The organism is Aquitalea sp. ASV15 (genome assembly GCF_016429115.1).
GTDB classification, from domain to species: Bacteria; Pseudomonadota; Gammaproteobacteria; order Burkholderiales; family Chromobacteriaceae; genus Aquitalea; species Aquitalea magnusonii.
Genome location: NZ_JAELTZ010000007.1, coordinates 92,373 through 114,017, shown reverse-complemented (window position 1 = coordinate 114,017; position 21,645 = coordinate 92,373). Strand labels below are relative to the sequence as shown.

22 protein-coding genes are annotated in these 21,645 nt (G+C 62.8%); 13 read left to right on the top strand and 9 right to left on the bottom strand.

Annotated elements, in window-relative coordinates; genetic code table 11:
- Positions 1-89: 89 nt before the first annotated feature.
- A complete protein-coding gene (gene gloB, locus JHD64_RS05010) occupies positions 90-848 on the bottom strand; it encodes a hydroxyacylglutathione hydrolase (protein WP_199052462.1) in 759 nt (252 codons plus the stop codon).
- Positions 849-868: 20 nt separating this feature from the next.
- Here gloB and JHD64_RS05005 point away from each other — a divergent pair, with 20 nt between their 5' ends.
- The 12 genes from JHD64_RS05005 (at position 869) to JHD64_RS04950 (ending at position 11,930) form a co-directional block, all read left to right on the top strand.
- A complete protein-coding gene (locus JHD64_RS05005) occupies positions 869-1,678 on the top strand; it encodes a class I SAM-dependent methyltransferase (protein ID WP_059286947.1) in 810 nt (269 codons plus the stop codon).
- Positions 1,675-2,118 (top strand): ribonuclease HI, encoded by a 444-nt coding sequence (gene rnhA / locus JHD64_RS05000; protein WP_199052461.1) that lies wholly within the window; start codon positions 1,675-1,677, stop codon positions 2,116-2,118. Before JHD64_RS05005 ends, rnhA begins: the two co-directional genes overlap by 4 nt.
- 61 nt (positions 2,119-2,179) lie before the next feature.
- On the top strand, positions 2,180-2,902 hold the full coding sequence (dnaQ, locus tag JHD64_RS04995) for a DNA polymerase III subunit epsilon (protein WP_059286945.1): 723 nt from the start codon (positions 2,180-2,182) through the stop codon (positions 2,900-2,902).
- Positions 2,899-3,582, top strand: coding sequence for a 2-C-methyl-D-erythritol 4-phosphate cytidylyltransferase (gene ispD, locus JHD64_RS04990; RefSeq protein WP_110313545.1), 684 nt, complete (start codon positions 2,899-2,901; stop codon positions 3,580-3,582). Before dnaQ ends, ispD begins: the two co-directional genes overlap by 4 nt.
- A gap of 5 nt (positions 3,583-3,587) precedes the next feature.
- Complete coding sequence (gene ispF / locus JHD64_RS04985) at positions 3,588-4,067, top strand: 2-C-methyl-D-erythritol 2,4-cyclodiphosphate synthase (RefSeq protein ID WP_059287288.1); 480 nt, start codon at positions 3,588-3,590, stop codon at positions 4,065-4,067.
- Positions 4,068-4,152: 85 nt separating this feature from the next.
- Positions 4,153-4,812 carry a ribose-5-phosphate isomerase RpiA gene (gene rpiA, locus JHD64_RS04980; RefSeq protein ID WP_059287285.1) on the top strand — a complete coding sequence of 220 codons (660 nt, stop codon included), beginning with the start codon at positions 4,153-4,155 and terminating at the stop codon, positions 4,810-4,812.
- 126 nt (positions 4,813-4,938) lie between these two features.
- The gene (gene phoU / locus JHD64_RS04975) at positions 4,939-5,643 is read left to right on the top strand and encodes a phosphate signaling complex protein PhoU (protein ID WP_059287284.1); all 705 of its coding nucleotides are present in this window, start codon (positions 4,939-4,941) and stop codon (positions 5,641-5,643) included.
- Between the two features lie 172 nt (positions 5,644-5,815).
- Entirely contained in the window at positions 5,816-7,282 is a 1,467-nt protein-coding gene (ppx, locus tag JHD64_RS04970) for an exopolyphosphatase (RefSeq protein ID WP_059287287.1), read from the top strand.
- 2 nt (positions 7,283-7,284) lie between these two features.
- Entirely contained in the window at positions 7,285-8,352 is a 1,068-nt protein-coding gene (gene corA / locus JHD64_RS04965) for a magnesium/cobalt transporter CorA (protein WP_233170335.1), read from the top strand.
- Between the two features lie 126 nt (positions 8,353-8,478).
- Positions 8,479-10,821, top strand: coding sequence for a heavy metal translocating P-type ATPase (locus tag JHD64_RS04960; protein WP_199052460.1), 2,343 nt, complete (start codon positions 8,479-8,481; stop codon positions 10,819-10,821).
- A gap of 16 nt (positions 10,822-10,837) precedes the next feature.
- Complete coding sequence (locus JHD64_RS04955; RefSeq protein WP_059287180.1) at positions 10,838-11,053, top strand: heavy-metal-associated domain-containing protein; 216 nt, start codon at positions 10,838-10,840, stop codon at positions 11,051-11,053.
- A 112-nt stretch (positions 11,054-11,165) separates the two neighbouring features.
- Complete coding sequence (locus JHD64_RS04950) at positions 11,166-11,930, top strand: ABC transporter substrate-binding protein (protein WP_199052459.1); 765 nt, start codon at positions 11,166-11,168, stop codon at positions 11,928-11,930.
- A gap of 106 nt (positions 11,931-12,036) precedes the next feature.
- On the opposite strand, the gene JHD64_RS04945 is transcribed toward JHD64_RS04950, so the two are convergent.
- The 8 genes from JHD64_RS04945 to lgt all read right to left on the bottom strand — a co-directional run bounded on the left by JHD64_RS04945 (position 12,037) and on the right by lgt (position 19,589).
- Positions 12,037-12,894 (bottom strand): 3',5'-cyclic-nucleotide phosphodiesterase, encoded by an 858-nt coding sequence (locus JHD64_RS04945; protein ID WP_233170334.1) that lies wholly within the window; start codon positions 12,892-12,894, stop codon positions 12,037-12,039.
- 29 nt (positions 12,895-12,923) lie between these two features.
- Positions 12,924-13,598, bottom strand: coding sequence for an amino acid ABC transporter permease (locus JHD64_RS04940; protein WP_059287182.1), 675 nt, complete (start codon positions 13,596-13,598; stop codon positions 12,924-12,926).
- The gene (locus JHD64_RS04935) at positions 13,595-14,332 is read right to left on the bottom strand and encodes an amino acid ABC transporter permease (protein ID WP_199052458.1); all 738 of its coding nucleotides are present in this window, start codon (positions 14,330-14,332) and stop codon (positions 13,595-13,597) included. The genes JHD64_RS04940 and JHD64_RS04935 overlap by 4 nt, the downstream gene beginning before the upstream one ends.
- A gap of 89 nt (positions 14,333-14,421) precedes the next feature.
- A complete protein-coding gene (locus JHD64_RS04930) occupies positions 14,422-15,228 on the bottom strand; it encodes an ABC transporter substrate-binding protein (RefSeq protein WP_199052457.1) in 807 nt (268 codons plus the stop codon).
- A gap of 185 nt (positions 15,229-15,413) precedes the next feature.
- Positions 15,414-16,982, bottom strand: a complete 1,569-nt coding sequence (phnE, locus tag JHD64_RS04925) for a phosphonate ABC transporter, permease protein PhnE (RefSeq protein ID WP_233170333.1) — start codon at positions 16,980-16,982, stop codon at positions 15,414-15,416.
- Entirely contained in the window at positions 16,976-17,773 is a 798-nt protein-coding gene (locus JHD64_RS04920; RefSeq protein WP_199052456.1) for an ATP-binding cassette domain-containing protein, read from the bottom strand. The genes phnE and JHD64_RS04920 overlap by 7 nt, the downstream gene beginning before the upstream one ends.
- Positions 17,770-18,618 (bottom strand): putative selenate ABC transporter substrate-binding protein, encoded by an 849-nt coding sequence (locus tag JHD64_RS04915; RefSeq protein WP_059285342.1) that lies wholly within the window; start codon positions 18,616-18,618, stop codon positions 17,770-17,772. Before JHD64_RS04915 ends, JHD64_RS04920 begins: the two co-directional genes overlap by 4 nt.
- Positions 18,619-18,737: 119 nt before the next feature.
- Positions 18,738-19,589 carry a prolipoprotein diacylglyceryl transferase gene (lgt, locus tag JHD64_RS04910; protein ID WP_059285341.1) on the bottom strand — a complete coding sequence of 284 codons (852 nt, stop codon included), beginning with the start codon at positions 19,587-19,589 and terminating at the stop codon, positions 18,738-18,740.
- 198 nt (positions 19,590-19,787) lie between these two features.
- On the opposite strand from lgt, the gene ilvD reads away from it, so the two are divergent.
- Positions 19,788-21,641, top strand: coding sequence for a dihydroxy-acid dehydratase (ilvD, locus tag JHD64_RS04905; RefSeq protein ID WP_059285340.1), 1,854 nt, complete (start codon positions 19,788-19,790; stop codon positions 21,639-21,641).
- Positions 21,642-21,645: the final 4 nt, after the last annotated feature.

Below are 21,645 nucleotides of genomic sequence, written 5' to 3'. Positions count from 1 at the left end.
ATTTCATGAGCTTTGCTTGAATGAGTCGCTAGATTTAATAAAGATTGGCAGCCAGCCTTTTGGCAAGAATGATCTACCCGGAATGCATGTCAGCGGAAGTTGTTTTTCCATTCGCGCAACACTGTGAACACCTGCAGGCGGTCCTGCAGCGCCTGCCCGGCCTGTCGGCTGGCCTGCTGTTGCACTGCCGGTTTGCTGCAGCGCATGAAGGGGTTGGTGGTTTTCTCCAGCCCCAGCTCGGTGGGCAGCGTGGGCAAACCCATGGCGATCTGCTTTTGATCCAGCAGCTGACGCAGCTGTATCTCGTCATTGTCCGGCTCGACTGCCAGCGCAAACTTGAGATTGGACAAGGTATATTCGTGCGCCGGGTAAAAGCGCGTGGTATCCGGCAGGGCGGCCAGCTTGTCCAGTGAGGCCAGCATCTGGGCCGGGCTGCCTTCAAACAGGCGGCCACAGCCGGCGCCAAACAGGGTGTCGCCGCAAAACAGCTGGCCATGACCGTAATAGGCCAGGTGGTCCAGCGTGTGGCCGGGCAGGGCCAATACCTCGAACTGATAGCCCTGCCAGTCGATCCGCCCGCCTTCCGCAACGGGCTGATTCACCCCGCTGATCGTCGCCGGCCCATAGACTCTGGCCTGTGGCCAGCGCTGCAACAGCTCGGCCAGTCCGCCACAGTGGTCGGCATGATGATGGGTGATCAGAATGCCTTGCAACGCCAGACCGCCATGCTCCAGAAAGGCGATCAGCGGTGCCGCTTCGCCCGGATCAACTGCAAGTGCGCCGGTGCCCTGCTGCAAAACCCAGATATAATTGTCGGCAAATGCCCGAACGGGGGTAATGGTAAACATGGTCGGATCGGACTCCTTCAATGATGCAAGCGTTTTCCACGTGGCTGGCCACGACCGAACTGGGACATTACCTGCTGGAGTGCGAACAGGCGTTTTTCGATCGGGCTGTTGCCGATATTTTCGGTTTTCATGCAGTGCAGATGGGCCTGCCGGAGGTGGACTTCCTGGCGGCCAACCGCATTCCCTGGCAATGCCGGGCGGCAGAAAGCGGTGAGGCGGCGCAGATCATCTGTCACCCGGCCCAACTGCCTTTTGAATCGCGCAGCCTGGATCTGCTGGTGATGCCGCATCTGCTGGATTTTACCACCGAGCCGCACCAGGTACTGCGCGAGGTGGAAAGAGTGCTGGTGCCGGAAGGGCGTCTGTTGATGACCGGCTTCAATCCGGTGTCCCTGTGGGGGGTGCGCCGCCTGATACAAGGGCGGGCGGACACGCCGTGGCGTGGCAACTTTTTCCCGCTGATCCGCATCCGCGACTGGCTGAAGCTGCTCGATCTGGAGCCGGTCGCCGGCTGTTTCATGGCTTATGCCCCCCCCGTTTCGCAGCGCGACTGGCTGGAGCGCTTTGGTTTCCTGGAGCGCGCAGGCGACAAATGGTGGCCGCTGGCCGCCGGTGTATATGGCATCGAAGCCATCAAGCGCCAGCGCGGCATGCGGCTGATTACCCCCAAGTGGAAAGCCGCCAAGTCGGCACAGGGGCTGGTAGTGGCCGCCGGCAACGAACGCCACCCTACCCGCAAGCAAGCCGCCACCACCGCCGGTGCGCGGCAGCCTGCACAGAATGACCATGCCCGGTCGGCAGGACGGGGCGGAACTGACAGAGACACATGACAACTGAAGATCGCGTTGAGATTTATACCGATGGTGCCTGCAAGGGCAATCCGGGCCCCGGTGGCTGGGGTGCGCTGCTGCGTTTCAAGGGCAAGGAAAAGGAATTGTTTGGTGGCGAGCACGGCACCACCAATAACCGCATGGAACTGCTGGCGGTGATTCGCGCGCTGGAGGCATTGAACCGGCCTTGCAGTGTGGTGGTCTACACCGACTCGCAATATGTGCAGAAAGGCATTTCCGAGTGGATCCACGGCTGGAAGGCCCGTGGCTGGAAAACCGCCGCCAAGGAACCCGTGAAGAATGCCGATCTGTGGCAGGCGCTCGATGCCGAACGCAACCGTCACACCCATGTCGAGTGGCGCTGGGTCAAGGGCCATGCCGGCCATGAGTTCAACGAACGCGCCGACCAGCTGGCCAACCGTGGCGTCGACACCCTGTAAATCCCCCTGACAGAGTTATTGATTGCGACCGGCGCAGGCCGGTTCGCCTGAAAGCAGCAGCATGAGACAGATCATTCTCGATACTGAAACCACCGGCCTCGATCCCGATCAGGGCCATCGCATCATTGAATTCGCCGGGCTGGAAATGGTGAACCGCAAGCTCACCGGCAAGCATCTGCATCTGTACATTCACCCGGAACGCGATATCGACCCGGATGCCGAACGGGTGCACGGCATTTCTCTGGCCTCGCTGGAGGGCAAGCCGCGCTTTGCCCAGGTGGCGGCCGAGCTGGCCGACTTCATGCGCGGGGCCGAGCTGATCATTCATAACGCGCCGTTTGACGTCAAATTCCTCAATGCCGAATTCGACCGCCTGGGCCTGCCGCTCGTCAAGGATGTGGCGGCGCAGGTGACCGACACCCTGGCCATGGCGCGCGACCAGTTTCCCGGCAAGCGCAACAGCCTGGACGCCTTGTGCGACCGCTTTGAAATCGACCGCTCCAACCGTACCCTGCACGGCGCGCTGATCGACTGCGAACTGCTGTCGGAAGTCTATCTGTGGATGACCCGCGGCCAGGAAAGCCTGGTCATGGACATCGATGTCGACAATGGCAGCCAGCAAGCCGGCGACATCCATTTCGAGCGCAAGCCGCTGTCGGTACGCCGGGCCAGCGAGGAAGAACTGGCCGCACACCAGAGCTATCTGGGCGAGCTGGACAAGGCGGTCAAGGGCAGTTGCCTGTGGCGCACGCTGGAGAACCCGCCGTCAGGGGAGGCCGCATGAGCCGCTATCTTGCCCTGGTGCCGGCCGCCGGTTCCGGCAGCCGCTTTGGCGGCCCCAGCCCCAAGCAATACCTGCAACTGAACAATCGTCCGCTGATGTGGCACACCTTGCAGGTCTTGTCGCAGGTGGCAGCCATCAGCCGGGTGGTGGTGGTGATCTCGCCCGGTGACGAATGGTTTGATGATTTCGAATGGGACCTGCCCAAGCTCAGCGTGCTGCGCGTGGGGGGAGCCAGCCGCGCCGAAAGCGTGCGCAATGGCTTGCAGGCCATGGAGGCTGGCGAGCAGGACTGGGTGCTGGTGCATGATGCCGCCCGCTGCTGCCTGTCGGTGGCGGCGGTGGAGCGGCTGATTGCCACCCTGGCTGACGATGCGGTAGGCGGCCTGCTGGCCTTGCCGGTGCCGGATACGGTGAAGCGGGCGGATGGCGAAGGCCGCATCAGTGCCACCGTGCCGCGCCAGGGGCTGTGGCTGGCGCAGACGCCGCAAATGTTCCGTGCCGGGCTGCTGGCCGAGGCACTGGCCGCGGCCACGGTGGCGGATATCACCGACGAAGCCTCCGCCGTGGAGCAATATGGACACAAGCCGCGGCTGGTGGAAGGCGATGCGCAGAATTTCAAGGTGACCTACCCGCGCGATCTGGCACTGGCGCGTGCCATTCTGGCCGCAAGAAAGGAGTGAACAGCATGTTCCGAGTTGGACAAGGTTACGACGTGCATCAGCTGGTGGAAGGCCGCCCGTTGATCCTGGGCGGCGTGACCATCCCGCACAGCCATGGCCTGCTGGGGCATTCCGATGCCGATGCCCTGCTGCATGCCATTACTGATGCCATACTGGGAGCAGCCGCGCTGGGCGATATCGGCCGGCACTTTCCGGATACCGATGCCCGTTTCAAGGGGGCGGACAGCCGGGTATTGCTGCGCGAAGCGGCGGCACGGGTAAGGGCGGCCGGCTGGCAGGTGGTGAATGTGGACGCCACGCTGATCGCACAGCGCCCCAAGCTGGCACCGCACATCGATGCCATGTGCGCCTGCATCGCCGCCGATCTGGGCATTGCCGTGAATGCGGTCAATGTGAAGGGCAAGACCAATGAGAAGCTGGGCTATCTGGGACGTGGCGAGGCAATCGAAGCACAAGCCATCTGCCTGCTGATGCCGGCGCAGTGATGGCTGGCGCACCGACAGAAGCCAGCCGATGTGGGATAATCCCTGTCTGAATGCGGAATCGAACTCACCTGATGGAGGTATCAACATGCTGACCCAAGACCAACTCAAGCTGGCCGTGGCCCAAAAGGCGCTGGAATTCGTGCCGGACGACTGTATCGTCGGTGTGGGCACTGGCAGCACGGTCAATCTCTTCATTGAAGAACTGGCCACCATCAAAGGCCGTATCAAGGGCGCGGTCTCCAGCTCGGAAGCCTCCACCGCCCGCCTGAAAGCGCATCACATCCCGGTATTCGAGCTGAACGAGGTGGAAAAGCTCGAGGTGTACATCGACGGTGCCGATGAAATCAATCATCACCTGCACATGATCAAGGGCGGTGGCGCCGCGCTGACCCGCGAGAAAATCGTGGCCAGCGTAGCCGATCAGTTCATCTGCATCGCCGATGAAAGCAAGTATGTGCTCAAGCTGGGCAAGTTTCCGCTGCCGATCGAAGTCATTCCGATGGCCCGCAGCTCGGTGGCCCGCCAGCTGGTGGCACTGGGTGGCCACCCGGAACTGCGCCAGGGCGTGGTGACCGACAACGGCAACCTGATTCTCGATGTGCACGGCCTCACCATCAACACCCCGGTGGAGCTGGAAGAAGCCATCAACCATATCGCCGGCGTCGTGACCTGTGGCCTGTTTGCCCGTCGTCGCGCCGATGTGCTGGTGCTGGGCCGCCAGGATGGCGTGGAAGTCATCCGCTAAGCCCGTTGTCGCATGCCGCCGGGCCTGTCGCTGACAGGCCCGTTTTGATTAAATGTCATCAGCCTGTCATCAGGCCGGCTTACCATCATCTATTCATTGCAATCCGGATTCGTTCAAGAGGCAGACATGGCAGAACACATCTCCAAGCAGTTCGACATGGAACTGGAAACCATCCGCACCCGCGTCCTGCAAATGGGCGGTCTGGTGGAACAACAGATCCTCTCTGCTATCGATGCGCTCATGTCCGGTGACATCGCCAAGTTCGACAAGGTGATTACCGAAGACGCGCTGGTCAATTCGATGGAAGTCACCATCGACGATGATTGCCAGCACATCATCGCGCGCCGTCAGCCGGCCGCCAGCGACCTGCGCATCATCATCACCGTGATCAAGACCATTACCGATCTGGAGCGCATCGGTGACGAGGCGCAAAAAATCGCGCGCATGGGCAAAACCATCTACCAGTCCGAGCGCTACCAGATGCCGCGCTTCCGCGAAATCCGCAAGATGGCGGAAGTGGCCCTGGCCATGCTGCGCCGCGCACTGGACGCCTTTGCCCGGCTGGATGCCAGCGCGGCACTGGAACTGGCCGAAGAAGACATGCGGCTGGACGACGACTTTGCCGCCGAGCTGCGCCAGCTGATCACCTTCATGATGGAAGACCCGCGCACCATCAGCATGTCCATCGACACCCTGTTCATTTCCAAGGCCATCGAGCGCATTGGCGACCATTCCAAGAACATCTCCGAGTACGTGGTTTACCTGGTGAAGGGCAAGGATATCCGCCATACCTCGCTGGAAGACATCAAGCGGGAAACCCTGGGTCACTGATCAAGCGCAATGACGCAACAGCATGAATGGCGGTAACATCGCGCATGTTACTGCCATTTTTTATTGAATAATCCATGGCGTGGCCGCTTACAGGCTGAGCCCTGAGCATGGCCGCGCAGCAAACCATATTGGAAAAGGCTAGCCTTTGACCACAACCCTGCCCACCCCGGATGTGCTGGCCACGGTCGACCTGGGGTCCAACACCTTCCGTCTGCAAGTGTCCCGTGTTGTAGAAGACCAGCTGTACCCGCTGGATGCCATGAAAGAAACCGTGCGTCTGGGCGCGGGCCTGACTGCCGACAAATACCTGGACGACGCCACCCAGGAAAAAGCCCTGGCCTGCATGGCCCGCTTTGGCGAGCGCCTGCGCGGCTTCAGCCCGGCCCAGGTGCGCATCGTCGGCACCAATACCCTGCGGGTAGCCAAAAACTCGGCCGATTTCATTCAGCGCGCCGAAGCGCTGCTGGGCTTTCCCATCGAAATCATCGCCGGGCGCGAAGAAGCACGGCTGGTGTATATCGGTGCGGCGCATTCCCTGCCCGCCACCAAGGAAAGACGGCTGGTGGTGGATATTGGCGGCGGTTCGACCGAATTTGTCATCGGCAGCCAGTTCAAGGCCCATGTAACCGAAAGCCTGCCGCTGGGCTGTGTCAGCTACAGCATGCGCTATTTTGCCGATGGCAAGCTCAGCCGCAGCAATTTTGCCGATGCCACGCTGGCCGCGCGCAATGAAATCCAGCGCATCACCACCGAATACCGCCCGGAAGAATGGCAACTGGCGGTGGGGACCTCGGGCACCGCCCGTTCCTTGCGCGACATCCTGGAAATCAACGACTGGTCGGCTTCCGACATCACGCTGGAAGGCATGCTGCAACTGCGTGCCGAACTGATCAAGCGCGAATCCCTGAAAAACGTCAGCCTGAACGGCCTGAAGGCCGACCGCCTGCCGGTGCTGCCGGGCGGGCTGGCCATCATGATCGCCATTTTCGAAGAACTGGGCATCAGCAAGATGACCGTGGCCGAAGGCGCGTTGCGCGATGGCGTGCTCTACGACCTGCTGGGGCGCCAGCGCGAAAAGGACATGCGCGAAAGCACGGTGCAGCTGTTCAAGCGCCGTTATCACGTGGATGTGCCGCAAAGCGAGCGGGTGCAGGCCCTGGCAGAGCGGCTGTACCGCATGGTGGCGGGCGAGGATGTGGACCAGGACATGCTCAAGCGGCTGATCTGGGCGGCCCGGCTGCATGAAATCGGCCTGACCATCGCCCATACCGCTTACCACAAGCATTCGGCCTATATCCTGCAAAATGCCGACATGCCGGGTTTTTCCAAGCGCGAACAGGCCATGCTGGCCACCATCGTGCTGGGCCATCGCGGCGACATGGGCAAGATGCAGCAGGTGGTGAACGACCCCGCCTTGTGGCAGGCCGTGGTCGCGCTGCGGCTGGCGGTATTGTTCTATCGCAGCCGCATGGCCATCACCCTGCCGGAATTGCTCGACCTCAAGCTGGATGTGAAAGGTTTTGTGCTGACCATGAGTCAGAATTGGCTGAATGATAATCCGCTGACTGCCAGCGCCTTCCGTCAGGAAGTGTTGCAGTGGAAGAATGTCGGTTTCGAACTCGACGTCAGCCAGCTTTAATCATGCGCCATGCCGAAGTGAAACAACGGGTGCCCAGCCTGGGCGAGGCACCCGGCAGCCTGCTGCCAGTCGGCGAGCAGAAACTCTCCAGCTCCAGCCTGGCCCTGGTGGAATTCGGGCCGCAGCAGCTGACTGAAAACCGTTTTGACAGCATTGCCGCCGGGCTGGCCCATCAGCCGGCACAGCCGATACAATGGCTGAATGTCTATGGCCTGCACGACCCCGCCGTGATGCAGGCCATCGGCGAGCGATTCCAGCTGCACCCGCTGGTGCAGGAGGACATTCTCAATAATCGTCAGCGTCCCAAGCTGGAAGACTATGGCGACTATCTGTTCATCGCCACGCGGGTGTTCGATTTTCCCAAAAACGGTGGCCGGCTCAGTTATGACCAGATGTATCTGGTGGTGGGAGAAAACTTTGTCCTGAGTTTTCAGGAAAGGCCGACCGGGGTGTTCGAGCCGGTGCGCGAACGGCTGCGCAATCCGCACAGCGTGCTGCGCGGCAAGGGCGCGGACTATCTGGCGTATTCACTGCTGGATGCCATCATCGACGACTATTTCGGCGTGCTCAGCCAGTTTACCGAGCATGTCGAGCGGACGGATCAGCTGCTGCTGCGTGGCCGCGAAGTGGGTGTGCTCAACAAGGTGCAGCGGCTGAAACATGATTGTCTCAAGCTGCGCCGCTCCATCCTGCCCCTGCGCGAGATGCTGCTGACCATGACCCGTGGCGAATTCAGCCTGATCCGGCAGGAAACCCAGGTCTATCTGCGCGATGCCTATGACCACACCATGCATGTCATCGAATCGCTGGAAATGTCACGCGAAATGGTGGCCGACATGCTGGACCTGTATCTGTCCACCCAGTCGCACCGGCTGAACCTGCAAATGCGCGTGCTGACCGTGTTCAGCATGATCTTCATGCCCTTGACCCTGATTGCCGGCATCTATGGCATGAACTTTGAAAACATGCCGGAGCTGCACTGGCACTATGGCTATTTTGCCGTGCTGGGGCTGATGGCCGCCATTGCCGGCGGGCTGATCTGGCTGTTCTGGAAGCGTAACTGGATCTGACGTGCATCCTGTTGCATCCGCTGCCGCAGCGCGCAGGCCCTGCGGCTTTTTCATGCCTGGCGTTTGCTTGATGGTGGTGTTCATATACCCCTTGGGGGTATATACTGACATCCCGAGGAGGCCGTCATGAATGAATCTGTCATTACCCTGCCCATTGCCGGAATGCATTGCGCGGCCTGCGCCATCCGCCTGGAGAAGGTGTTGAACCGGCTGGATGGCGTCAGTGCCAGTGTCAACTTCGCCAGCGAACAGGCGCTCATCCGTTACCAGCCGGCGGCCACCAGCATCGCCCAACTGCAGGCGGCCATCGATAAAGCCGGCTTCAGCCTGCCGCAGCAGCAACTGCAACTGGCTATCGCCGGCATGAGCTGTGCCGCCTGCGCGGTACGTCTGGAAAAAGTGCTGAACAAACTGCCGCTGTGCACTGCCGAGGTCAATTTCGCCACCGCCACTGCCCGCCTGCAGTTTGCCACCGGCACCGTGCAGCCGGCCGACGTGCTGGCAGCGGTGAGCAGGGCCGGCTTCACAGCCACGCTGCAGCAGGATGCCGGCCAGGATGGCACCGCGCAGACGCAGTCATACCGGCGCGAGCTGCTGTGGTTTGCCGCCTCGGCCTTGCTCACCCTGCCATTTTTCCTGGAAATGCTGGCCATGCTGTTCGGCTGGCACCAGCTGATGCTGCCACGCGGCCTGCAACTGGCCCTGGCAACACCGGTGCAGTTCCTCATCGGCTGGCGCTTTTATCGCGGTGCCTGGCATGCGCTGCGCAGCGGCGGGGCCAATATGGATGTGCTGGTGGCGCTGGGCACCAGCATGGCCTGGTTGCTGTCCACCGTGGTCACCCTTTCGGGTTGGCAGCAGCAACATGTGTATTTCGAGGCCAGTGCGGCGGTGATTACCCTGGTGTTGCTGGGCAAGCTGCTGGAGGCGCGCGCGCGTGGCAAGAGTGCCGGGGCCATAGCCAGCCTGTTGCGGCTGGCACCGCGTACCGCACGCATAGAGCGTGACGGCAGCCTGCAGGAGATCGGGGTGGACCAGTTGCAGGTGGGCGATGTGGTGCTGGTGCGCCACGGTGAAAGCCTGCCGGTGGACGGGGTGGTACTGGAAGGCCAGGCCAGCCTCGATGAAAGCATGCTGACTGGCGAGAGCATGCCGCTGGCCAAGACGGTGGGCGACAAGGTCTATGCCGCCACCCGCAATCTGCAAGGCATGCTGAAAATACGCGCGGTCAGTGTTGGCGCCCACACCCAGCTGGCGGAAATCATCCGGCTGGTCGGGCAGGCGCAGGGCAGCAAGGCACCGATCCAGCGTTTGGCCGATCGTATTGCCGGGGTGTTTGTGCCGGTGGTGGCCGGCCTGGCGGTGCTGACCCTGTTGCTCAACGGCTGCTGGCTGGGCGACTGGAGCCAGGCATTGATCAATGCGGTGGCGGTGCTGGTGATTGCCTGCCCCTGCGCGCTGGGGCTGGCGACGCCGACCGCCGTGATGGTGGGCGTCGGCAAGGGGGCCAGCCGCGGCATGCTGTTTCGCAATGCCACGGCACTGGAAAGCGCCGGCCGCATCCAGCTGCTGGTGGTGGACAAGACCGGTACGCTGACCGAAGGCCGGCCGCAGCTCAGCCACCTCTGGGCTGCCGATGGCGATCAGGAGCAGTTGCTGCGCCTGGCTGCGAGTGCGGAGAGCGGCTCGGAACACCCGCTGGCGCTGGCGCTGCTGCAACAGGCGGCTGCGCGTCAGCTACCCTTGCTGGCGCTGCAGTCCTTCCGTGCCGAAGTGGGGCAGGGGGTGATTGCCGAGCTGGAAGGATATGGCAGGATACGGGTCGGGCGGCCGGAGTGGGCCTGCAGCCAGCCCTTACCGCCAGAATGGCGTGCACCGGGGCAGAGCGTGATTGCCGTCGCCCGCGATGATGTCTTGCTTGGCCTGCTGGCCGTCGCCGACCGTTTGCGTCCCACCTCGGCCGCCGCGGTGCGCAGCTTGCAGCAAATGGGGGTGCGGGTCATCATGCTGACCGGCGATAATCCATCGACGGCCGCCGCCATCGCTGCCGAGGCCGGCATTGACGACTATCGCGCCGGTTTGCGGCCGCAGGACAAGGCGGATGCGCTGCGCGAACTCCAGGCGACCGGCCTGCAGGTGGCCATGCTGGGCGATGGCATCAACGATGCCCCGGCGCTGGCGCTCGCCGATGTCAGCTTCGCCATGGGGGGCGGCGCGGATGTGGCACTGGAAACCGCCGACATCACCCTGATGCGTGGTGATGTGCAACAGGTGGCCGATGCCATCCGCCTGTCGCGTGCCACCTTGGGAAAAATCCGGCAGAACCTGTTTTTTGCCTTCATCTACAATGCGCTCGGCATTCCGCTGGCGGCATTGGGATTGTTGAATCCGGTACTGGCAGGGGCTGCCATGGCCATGAGTTCGGTGTCGGTAGTCAGCAATTCGCTGCTGCTGCGCCGCTGGAAATAAACGGAAAGGAACGAGCATGAGCGAACTGAAACTGCATATCGAAGGCATGAGCTGCGGCGGCTGCGCCAACAGCATCAGCCAGGTATTGTCCACCATGGCGGGTGTCAGCAGCGCCGAGGTCAGCCTGGAAAGCAAGCAGGCACACGTCGTGTACGATGCGGCGACCGTGTCGCCGGAAGAACTGGCGGCCGCCGTGGTGGATGCCGGCTTCGAGGTCGTCGCCAGCGAATGAATCAGTACCGGCCATCGGTATAAACACTTATACTGCTGTCATTGCAGATGCCGGTCGCGCAGGCCGGCATCAGTCGTTTACAAGCAGACGGCTTCAGGCCGCAGATGACGCGATGATGCGCTTTTTGATCAAGTGGGTGGCAATGTGTTGCGGGCTGGCGGTCTGCAGCAGCTGGGCGCTGGCTGCAACACTGCCGGTGCTGGCAGAAGACAACCTGCCTTTTTCCTATCGGCAGGATGGGGCGATACAGGGCTATTGCACCGACATCGTGCGCGCCACCCTGGCCAGCGCCGGTTTGCCCTACCAGGTGGATATCCAGCCCTGGGCCAGAATCTACACCACCACGCTGGCCCGGCCCGGCACCCTGATGTATCCGGTGGCCAGAACCCCGGAACGCGAGAACAAATTCAAGTGGATAGGCCCGCTGGTGACCAACCGCATCGCGCTGTTTCGCAAGAAAGGGCGTGGCGACGTGGTGGTGCACAGCCTGGATGATGCCCGGCGCTATCGCATCGGCGTGGTCAATATGGATTTCCGCGAGGAATACCTGCGGCGCAAGGGCTTTGCCGAAGGCGGTGACAAGACCCTGATGGTGGTCAGCTCCAGCGACCTGCTATTGCCGATGTTGCAGGCTGGCCGCATCGATCTGGTGCCGCTGGGGCTGGCCAAGTGTGCGCCGCACGGCCTGGATTGCAGCCAGATCGAGCCGGTTTATGTGCTGAGCGAGCTGGAGTCCGGCCTGTACATGGTGTTCAACCGTGATACCAGCGAGGTGCTGGTGCAACAGGTCCGCGCTGGTTTTGAGCATGTCCGTCGCAGCGGCCGGCTGGCGCGCATCATGCAACCGCTGCAGCGCATTTACGGCAGCAGCCCGTAAGCGGCTGTCACTCTGTTCCATCTCCCCCGGGAAGCGCTGACAAAACCTCGTGGAGAATCCGGGCCAAGGCAGCGTAACGCTGGCGCCGGGGTTTTGTTACCGGCTCTTACAACTCGATGCTGATGCCTTGCTCCAGCGGATGCAGGTGCAATAGCGAGGGCAGTTCCTTGCGCACCTGCTCCAGCAGCTGGCTGCGCAGGCTGCTTTCGGTGTGGGTGATCCACACATGGACATTGGGTGGCAGGATTTCCAGCAGTGGCAGCAGCAGGGCGGGGGACATGTGGCCGCCTTTCAGCGCCAGGGCCGACTGCTCGCTCAGATAGCTCAATTCGCAAATCACATCCGTCAATGACGGGACATGGCTGATCCAGTGCCAGAAAGGCAGGCAGGGGCCGGAGTCGCCGGTAAAGGCCAGCGCCCGCCATGGACCTTCCAGCAGCCAGCCCAGTGCCGGCACGCTGTGCTCCGCCGGCAGGGCGGTGGCAATGCCATCGGGCAGGGAAATCGAATCGCCCACTTCCAGTGCATGCAGCCTCACCCATGGCATATTGCCGGGGGCTGCCTTGGTGTAGTCCGGCCACAGCAGGCCGTTGAACATGTGCTGCTGCAGCGCGCTGATGGTTTCCTGCTGGGTGTAGACGTCCAGCCCCCTGCCGCCGTGGGTCACATGGGCATCGGCCAGCAAGGGCAGGCTGCCGCTGTGGTCCAGGTGGCTATGGGTCAGCAGCACGGTGTCGATCTGCAACAGCGCGTCGGTATCGAGGTCGGCAACACCGGTGCCACAGTCGATCAGGCAGTTGCCATCGACCAGAAAGCTGGTGGTACGCGCCGCTTGTCCGATACCGGCGGACGCACCCAGAACCTTGACATGCATGTGGAAGCCCTCGCTCATCAGCCCGTTCAATCTGTAGCCAGTGTAGTCGATGGCGCAGCATTGCGCCGGAGCGCATGGTGCGTCGGCCAAGCTGCGCCTGCTTGCGCGGCAGGACGCCTTCAGGCCGGCATGCGGCCGGCGCGCCGGCCCAGCCATTCCAGCGCACTGCACAGCAACAGATAGCCGATGGCCAGCAGGCCGAAGATCTGCAAGGGATAGACCTGCTCGCGGTTGTTGATCTGGGTGGCGACAAAGGTGAATTCCGCCACGCCCACCACATAGGCCAGCGAGCTGTCTTTCAGCAAGGTGATCCACTGGTTGACGAAGGACGGCAACATGGCGCGCAAGGCCGGCGGCAGGATGATGTAGCGCAGGGCTTGCCAGCGGGTCATGCCCAGGGCCTGCGCCGCACGCCACTGCCCGTCGCCGATGGCATCGATGCCGGCCTTGACCGACTGGCTGAGATAAGCGGCATTGATCAGCGCCAGCGCGGCAATCACCGTCAACACGCCAGGAATGTCGATGCCGAACAGGATCGGCAGCAGAAAATAGCACCAGAAAATCAGCATCAGCACCGGGATGGCCCGCAGGATCTGCACCAGCGTGTTGAGTACCCGGCACAGCCGCGGCCCACCCATGCACAGCGCAACCCCCCCGGCCAGCCCACCCAGCGTGGCCAGCACGCCTGCGGCCAGGCTGATGCCGACGGTGAGCAATAGCCCGCCTGGCTGGCCCTGGGCCAGATTGCCCCACAGCAGATAGTCCAGATTGTCATGCAGCAAGCTCAGCATCATCGGCCAGGCTCCTCGGCGCTGCGCCGGCTCCCGGCCAGCTGTGTTGCGATGACCAGCAGCAGATAGAACAAGGTGGCCACGGCAAAGGCCTGAAAGGCCAGCAGGGTTTCGCTTTCCACCTGGCGAGAGGCATAGGACAGCTCGGCCACGCCAATGGCCATGGTCAGCGAGGTGTTCTTGATGATGGCGGTGTACTGGCCAAGCAGCGGCTGACGAATATGGCGCAATGCCTGCGGCAGCACGACAAGGCGGAAAATCTGCCACTCGCTCATGCCCAGGGCCCGGCCAGCCAGCCGCTGCCCGCTGCCGACGGTGCGCAGGCCGGCGGCCAGTTCTCCGCTGATAAAGCAGGCCGAATACAAGGACAGGGCAATCCAGGCAGCCAGCCATTCAAACGAGGGCCAGGACAGGCTCAAGCCCAGCGGCAGCGCCAGTTGGTGCGGGCTGTTCAGCCATTGCATGGCCTGATCCGGCAGCAGGCCACCCACGCCGAAATACCACAGCAGAACCTGCACCAGCAGCGGTGTGTTGCGATGCAGGCTGCAAAACAGACGGGCAGGCCAGTGCAGTACGCGCAGCGGGCTATCCTGTGCTGCGCACAGCAAGATGCCCAGCAAGCTGGCAGCCAGGCTGACACACAGTGCCAGTGCGGCCGTCATGGCTGCCCCATGCAGCAGCCAGCCCAGATAGTGCGGCGCCAGCCAGCCTTGTCCCAGCCAGGAAGGCGGAGTCATCTGTCCATTCTTTCCGTAAGGGGGATGAAAACGCAGAAAACCGACCCGTGCGACCGAGGCGCAGGCCGGTGGGCTGATCCGGGGAAAAATCAGGCAGCGTCGCCGATCTTGAAATCACGCGGCAGCGGAGCCTTGGTCTTGGGGCCGAACCAGCGGTCGTAGATCTTGCGGGCCTGGCCGGACTTTTCCAGTTCCAGCAGCGTGTCATTCACTGCCTTGCTCAGGCGGGCTTCGCCCTTGGGCAGGCCGATGGCCTGGTATTCGCGGGTCAGGGTAAAGGGCGCCAGCTCGTACTTGGCCTTGTCCGGGGCATTGGCCAGCAGCGCAGCCAGCTTGGAGCCGTCTTGCGAAATGGCCTGTACATTGCCGTTACGCAGCGCGGTAAAGGCCAGCGGGGTATCGTCGTAGGCCACTACCGTGGTCTGGCGGTATTTCTCGCGCAGGTAGATTTCCTGGGTGGTGCCCTTGTCCACCCCCACGCGCAGGCCGGCCAGCTGTTCCGGCTTGCTCAGGCTGCCTTTGCGGGCAATGAACTGCTGACCGGAAGCAAAGTAGGGCAGGCTGAAGTCCACCTGTTTCTTGCGTTCTTCGGTGACGGTAAAGTTGGCGGCGACCAGATCCGCCTTGCCAGCCACCAGCAGCGGAATGCGGTTGGCGGGATTGGTGGGCACCAGTTCCAGTTTTACTTGCAGTTTCCTGGCAATGGCCTGGGCCACTTCCACATCCAGCCCGCTGATCTGGTGGGTTTGCGCATCCAGAAAACCGAAGGGCGGATTGCTGTCGAAAGCGGCCACGCGCAGCACGCCGGCTTTCTTGATGTCGTCCAGACGGTCGGCCAGGGCATGGCCGGCAGTGCCCAGCAGGGTGAGCGCCAGTAGCAGGGAAGGAGTTTTCATGGCTAAGCCTCTTGTGGAGTGAGATGACAATACTGCAGTACCGGTAGGCAGTGCAGTGAATGGCCCCCATGCTAGGCGCTGCTGCTCAGCAGGTAAAACGATTAAAACTGCATTTTTTATCAGAATATGGAATAAGCAACGGCAGCCCAAGGCTGCCGTTGCAAGGAGCTGTGCATGCTGAGGAATCAGCCCATGCGCTGCCGGCAATAACGGCTGAGCTGTTCCACCGCCCACGAGAGCAGCAGCATGGCGATGATCAGGCTGGCTGCCCGGTGCTGCTGGAACAGCGACAAGGCCAGATACAGCTGCTGTCCCAGGCCGCCGGCGCCCACGATGCCCAGCACGGTGGCGCTGCGGATATTGTTTTCCCAGCGGTACAGGGTGTAGGCCAGCCATTGGCTGCATACCGTGGGCAACTGACCGTAGGCAAAGGCCAGCAGCCTGCCGGCCCCGACCTGCTGCAAGGCCAGCTCCGGCTCCGGGTCGGCGTTTTCCAGTGTCTCGGCAAACAGCCGCCCCAGCACGCCGGTGGTGTGCAAGGCCAGCGCCAGCACCCCGGCCGCCGGGCCAAGGCCCACGGCCAGTACCGCCATGGCAGCCCATAGCAGGTCGGGCACGCCACGCAGCACGTTCAGCAATAGCCGGCTCAGCCACTTTGCAGCCCAGCCAAACCGGCCGGCGGCCGGCATGGCCAGCACCGCTCCAGCCATAAAAGCGAGCACGCTGCCCAGCCCGGACATGGCCAGGGTTTCCACAACGCCGTGGGCGATGTCCGCCAGCATGTCGCTGGCCGGGGGGAAGAAGTCCCGGGCAAAGCGCACGATGGCGCTGCTGTCGAAACCACTATCCCGCCAGCCCGGCCACAGCCACAGCACGCTGGCGGCCACGGCGAGCAGGCCCATTAGCGGCAGCATGCGCGTGGTGGCTACGCGGCCCAGGGCAAGGCGCGATAACTGGCTGATGCCTTCACTCAGGCTGACCAGCAACAGGAACACCAGCAGCAGGGTGCTGACTTCGCCGCCATTGAGCATTTTCAGGCTGGTGTCCAGCAACTGGCCCACGCCACCGGCACCGACAAAACCCATCACCGCCGAGGCGCGAATGGCGCACTCCCAGCGATATACGCTATAGCTCAGCAGCTCGGGCAGGGCTTGCGGCCACAGGCCGTACCACAGGCACTGCCAGCGGCTGGCCCCTTGCAGATACAGGGCAGAAGCCAGCCCGGGTGTTTGTGATTCCAGAATCTCGGCATACACCTTGGCCAGCATGCCGCCATACGCCAGGCCGATGGCCAGCACGGCAGGCAGGCTGCCCAGGCCGACCGCCCGCACCAGCAGCAGCGCCCAGACGATTTCCGGAATGCCGCGCAAGATCACCATCAGGCCGCGCAGCAGCGAGGCCAGCCAGCAGGCCAGACGGGCAGGGCGCTCGCCACCCAGCACATGGCGCTGCAAGGCATGGCTGGTGGCAAAGGCCAGCGGCGCACCCAGCAGCATGGCCAGGGCGATGCCGGCGGTGGCACTGGCCAGCGTGGTGATGGTTTCGCGTGCCACATCGCGCAGAAAATCCGCCTGCAGCGCCATGGGGAAGAACCCCGCGACAAAGCCGGCCATGGTGCGCCAGCTATCCGGATTGGCCAGGGTGGCCGGGTTGAACTGGGTCAGGCTGAAGCTGGGGGCCAGCAAGGCCAGACACAGCAGCAGGGTAAGCAGGCGCGGCCAGCGCGCCGGATCGCGCGGATGGCTGCTCAGCATCGCAGGTCCTGGCGGCTGGCGGCTGGGGCGGGTGGCTCAGCCGGCTCGCGCAGCCTTTCACCGGCATACAGGGCGCTGACCACGCCCGGATGCACCTGCTCGCGTGGCAGGTCGAACATGATCTGGCCATCGCGCACCCCGATGATGCGCGGGAAATAAGCCAGTGCCAGTTCCACCGAATGCAGGCTGACCAGCAGGGTGGACTGGCGTGCGGCGGCTTCGTCGCACAGCAGGCGGATGGTGTCATCGGCCAGCCGCGGGTCGAGCGCTGCCACCGGTTCGTCCGCCAGTATCAGCGCGGGACGCTGGTGCAGCACCCGGGCAATGCCGACGCGCTGGCGTTGTCCGCCGGACAGCTGATCGCAGCGTTGCCACAGCTTGTCGGCCAGCGCCACCCGCTGCAGGCTGTCCAGGATGGCGGCCGTGTCGTCCGGCCACACTAGCTGGCGCAACGCGCTCCAGCCGGACATCTGGCCCAGTCGTCCGGCTGCCACCGCATGCACCACCCGCTGGCGGGCCGGCAAGGGTGCTGCCTGGTAGATCATGCCGATGCGGCTGCGCAAGCCGGCCAGCCAGCGCGGTGACACATGCCAGGGATTGTCGCCCAGCAGATTGATGCTGCCGTGGCCGGGACGGTAGCGGGTGGCGGCCAGCAACAGCAGCGAGGTCTTGCCGGCACCGGATGGTCCGATCAGCGCCGCCTGCTCCCCCTGGGCCAGGCTCAGACTGATCGCGCGCAGGATGTCTGTTCCGCCCAGTTGTAGGCTGACGCTGTCAAACTGCAGGCTCACTTGAGCAGGCCTGCCGCTTCTGCCGCAGCCTCGATACCCTTGTAGTTGTCAGCCTTGGTGGGAATGAAGCGGCTGGCACGTTGCAGATCGAGAATGGCTTTGTCCTGCGGATTCTTCGGGTCCAGCTTGAGGAAGGCGCTGGTGATCCTGGCCTGCAGCTTCTTGTCCAGATTGCCGCGCACCGTCCAGTTGTAATCGTAGAAGGGCGGCGTGGTGGCCAGCAGTTTCACCTTGCTGCCATCCACCTTGCCGCTTTGCACCAGCTTTTCCCATACCGAGGCATTGAGCGCACCGGCGTCCACCTTGCCCGAAGCCACCCAGGCCACGGTGGCGTCATGTGCGCCGGAGTAGGCGACGTTCTTGAAGAAGGTTTCCGGCTTGATGCCTTCCTTCTGCAGGAAGTAGCGCGGCATCAGGTGACCGGAGGTGGAGGAGGCCGAGCCGAAAGCAAAGCTCTTGCCCTTGAGGTCTTGCAGCGATTTGGCGCCCGTCGCTGCATTGACGATGAATTTGGCGGTGAACTTGCTGTCTTCCTCGCGCTGCACCAGCGGCACCACCTTGCCGTGCAGGCTGGCCTGCACAAAGGTAAAGCCACCCAGCCAGGCCATGTCGATCTTGTCGCTGTTGAGCGCAGTCACCACCGCGGCGTAATCGGTCACCGGCACGAATTGCACCTTCATCCCCAGCTCCTTTTCCAGATACTGGCCAAGCGGCGCAAACTTGCGTTGCAGTTCGGTCGGGGCCTCATCGGGAATGGCGGAGACTTTCAGCACGGCTTCTTCGGCAGAAGCCAGGGCGGACAAGGCCAGCAAGGCAGTGGCCAGGGTGAGCTTGAGGGTTTTCATGCCAGATTTCCTTAGCGGTGCGGGCGAAAGGCCGCAGGACAAATAAAAGCCAGTCGATGACTGGCTTTCTGGATAAAACTGATGATGGCAGGCTACAAGCTGCCAGCGGCAATTATAGCCTAGCGTGGCTGGCGTTTGCCGAAGAATAGCAGCAGCGCCACGCCGATGATGATCATCGGCAGGCTCAGCCACTGGCCCATGCTGATGGTGTAGGAATGGCCGAAGATGCCGGCGTCCGGATTGCGGAAAAACTCGCTGACAAAACGCGCCAGACCGTAACCGATCAGGAACACCGCCGACACCTGGCCACGGGCGCGCGGCTTGCTGCTGTAGATCCACAGCACGGCAAACAGGGCGATGCCTTCCAGCAGGAATTCATACAGCTGCGAAGGATGACGCGGCAGCGCGCCATACTGCATCAGCATGTTCAGCAGGTCGGACGAAGTCTGGCCCTCGGCCAGATCATTGGCCCGCGCCTGCGGAAACAACATGGCCCAGGGCAGGTCGGGGCTGGCCACGCGGCCCCACAGCTCGCCATTGATGAAGTTGCCGATACGCCCGGCCGCCAGGCCCAGCGGCACCAGCGGAGCGATAAAGTCGGTCAGCTCCCAGAAGCTGCGCTGCTGTTTGCGGGCAAACAAGGCCATGCCCACCAGCACCCCCAGGAAACCGCCATGGAAGGACATGCCACCCTTCCACACCATGAAGATTTCCGCTGGATGACTGAAGTAATAGCCCGGCTCGTAAAACAACACCTCACCCAGCCGGCCACCAATCACCACCCCCAGCACGCCATACATCAGCAGGTCGTCCAGCAGCTTGGAAGTGAGGAAGGCATGGCCCTGGCGGATGCGGTAATTGCCCAGCAGCAGGAACAGGCCAAAGCCCAGCAGGTACATCAGGCCATACCAGTGAATGGCCAGCGGGCCCAGGTGGATGGCGACGGGGTCAAACTGCGGATGAACGATCATTTGTCAGGTCGGTGCGTTTGCGGTAAAAGAATATGGACGAAATTATACGGAATGCGTTCCGCCGCGTCCTGTCATTACCATGACAGAATGTGGCCAGCCCGATCCAGCGGCACCCCGGAGAAGGCAGACCGGCCTGCAACACAGGCGCGGTCAGCGGCAATGTGCTCTGCAAGCATCTGATCATCAAGGAAACAAGACATGCCCCAATACCGTTCCAAAACCTCTACCGCCGGTCGCAACATGGCGGGTGCCCGCGCCCTGTGGCGCGCCACCGGCATGAAAGACGAGGATTTTGGCAAGCCCATCATCGCCATTGCCAACAGCTTTACCCAGTTCGTCCCCGGCCATGTCCACCTGCACAATATGGGCCAGCTGGTGGCGCGTGAAATCGAACGCGCCGGCGGGGTGGCCAAGGAATTCAACACCATCGCCATCGACGACGGCATCGCCATGGGCCATGGCGGCATGCTGTACAGCCTGCCCAGCCGCGACCTGATTGCCGATAGCGTGGAATACATGGTGAATGCCCACTGTGCCGACGCGCTGGTGTGCATCTCCAACTGCGACAAGATCACCCCCGGCATGCTGATGGCCGCCATGCGCCTGAACATTCCGGTGATCTTTGTTTCCGGTGGCCCGATGGAAGCCGGCAAGGTGCAATGGGGCAACGACATCCGCAAGCTCGACCTGGTCGACGCCATGGTGGAAGCGGCCAATAGCGCCATCTCCAATGAGGACGTGGAGCGGGTGGAACGCTCGGCCTGTCCGACTTGCGGCTCCTGCTCCGGCATGTTCACCGCCAACTCGATGAACTGCCTGACCGAAGCACTGGGCCTGTCGCTGCCGGGCAACGGCAGCCTGGTAGCCACCCATGCCGACCGCAAGGAATTGTTCCTGCGTGCCGGCCGCCTGATCGTCGACATCACCAAGCGTTATTACGAACAGGACGACGCCAGCGTGCTGCCGCGTGCCATCGGCACCAAGCAGGCTTTTGAAAACGCCATGAGCCTGGACGTGGCCATGGGCGGCTCCACCAATACCGTGCTGCACCTGCTGGCTGCTGCCAGCGAAGCCGGAGTCGACTTCAAGATGGCCGACATCGACCGCATCTCGCGTTCGGTGCCCTGCCTGTCCAAGGTGGCGCCGGCCACGCAGAAATATCATATGGAAGATGTGCACCGCGCCGGTGGCGTGGTGGCCATTCTGTCCGAGCTGGACCGTGCCGGCCTGATCCACCGCGATGTGCCCACCATCCACAGCAAGACGCTGGCCGAGGGCCTGGAAGCCTGGGACATCATGCGCCATGGTGAAGACAGCGCAGCCCGCCGCTTCTACCGTGCCGCACCGGGTGGCGTGCCCACCACCATCGCGTTCTCGCAATCCATGCGTTACCCGACGGTGGATGACGACCGCGCCGCTGGCTGCATCCGCGACAAGGCCAATGCCTACTCGCAGGACGGCGGCCTGGCCGTGCTGTACGGCAATATCGCCGAGCGTGGCTGCATTGTGAAAACCGCCGGGGTGGATGATTCCATCCTCAAGTTCACCGGCCGTGCCCGTATCTTCGAAAGCCAGGACGATGCCGTGGCCGCCATTCTGGATGACCAGATCGTGGCCGGTGATGTGGTGGTGATCCGCTACGAAGGCCCCAAAGGCGGCCCCGGCATGCAGGAAATGCTCTATCCCACCAGCTATCTCAAGTCCAAGGGCCTGGGCAAGGCCTGCGCGCTGCTGACTGATGGTCGCTTCTCCGGTGGTACTTCTGGCCTGTCCATCGGCCACGTGTCGCCGGAAGCAGCCGAAGGCGGTGCCATCGGCCTGGTGGAAGAGGGCGATACCATCGAGATCGACATCCCCAACCGCGGCATCCGTCTGGCCATCAGCGACGAGGCACTGGCTGCGCGCCGTGCCGCCATGAACGCACGTGGCCGTGATGCCTGGAAGCCGGTGGACCGCCAGCGTCCGGTCAGCGCCGCCCTGCGTGCCTACGCCGCCATGACCACCAGTGCCGACACCGGTGCGGTGCGTGATGTGACCCAGGTGGAAAAATAAGCGG